The following is a 348-nucleotide window of genomic DNA, read 5'->3' on the forward strand; positions in this document are numbered from 1 at the left end:
ACTCGCGGCCCGTCGGCTCCTGCGTGGCGCGCGGCGGCGACACCAACGGCCCGGCGGCGGTCTATTCGATCGAGAAATATCTGGAATGGCTGAAGGCCTACGCGCCGCCGGAGGCGCAGGGCATGACTTTTGGCGAGAGCGGTCCGGTGCCGGCGCAGGGCGCGATTGCCCAGCAGATCTTCTGGTACACCGCCTTCACCGCCGACAGCGTCAAGGAGGGCCTGCCGGTGGTCAATGCCGACGGCACGCCGAAATGGCGCATGGCGCCGAGCCCGCACGGCGTCTACTGGAAGGACGGCATGAAGCTCGGCTACCAGGACGCCGGCTCGTGGACGCTGCTGAAGTCGA

At 68.4% G+C, this 348-nt stretch carries 1 pseudogene; it reads left to right on the forward strand.

Annotated elements, in window-relative coordinates:
• Positions 1-348 (forward strand): annotated as a pseudogene (locus C7I84_RS29395) (carbohydrate ABC transporter substrate-binding protein); the annotation flags it as partial.

The sequence above is a fragment of the Kumtagia ephedrae genome (assembly GCF_003012745.1).
Classification (GTDB): Bacteria; Pseudomonadota; Alphaproteobacteria; order Rhizobiales; family Rhizobiaceae; genus Kumtagia; species Kumtagia ephedrae.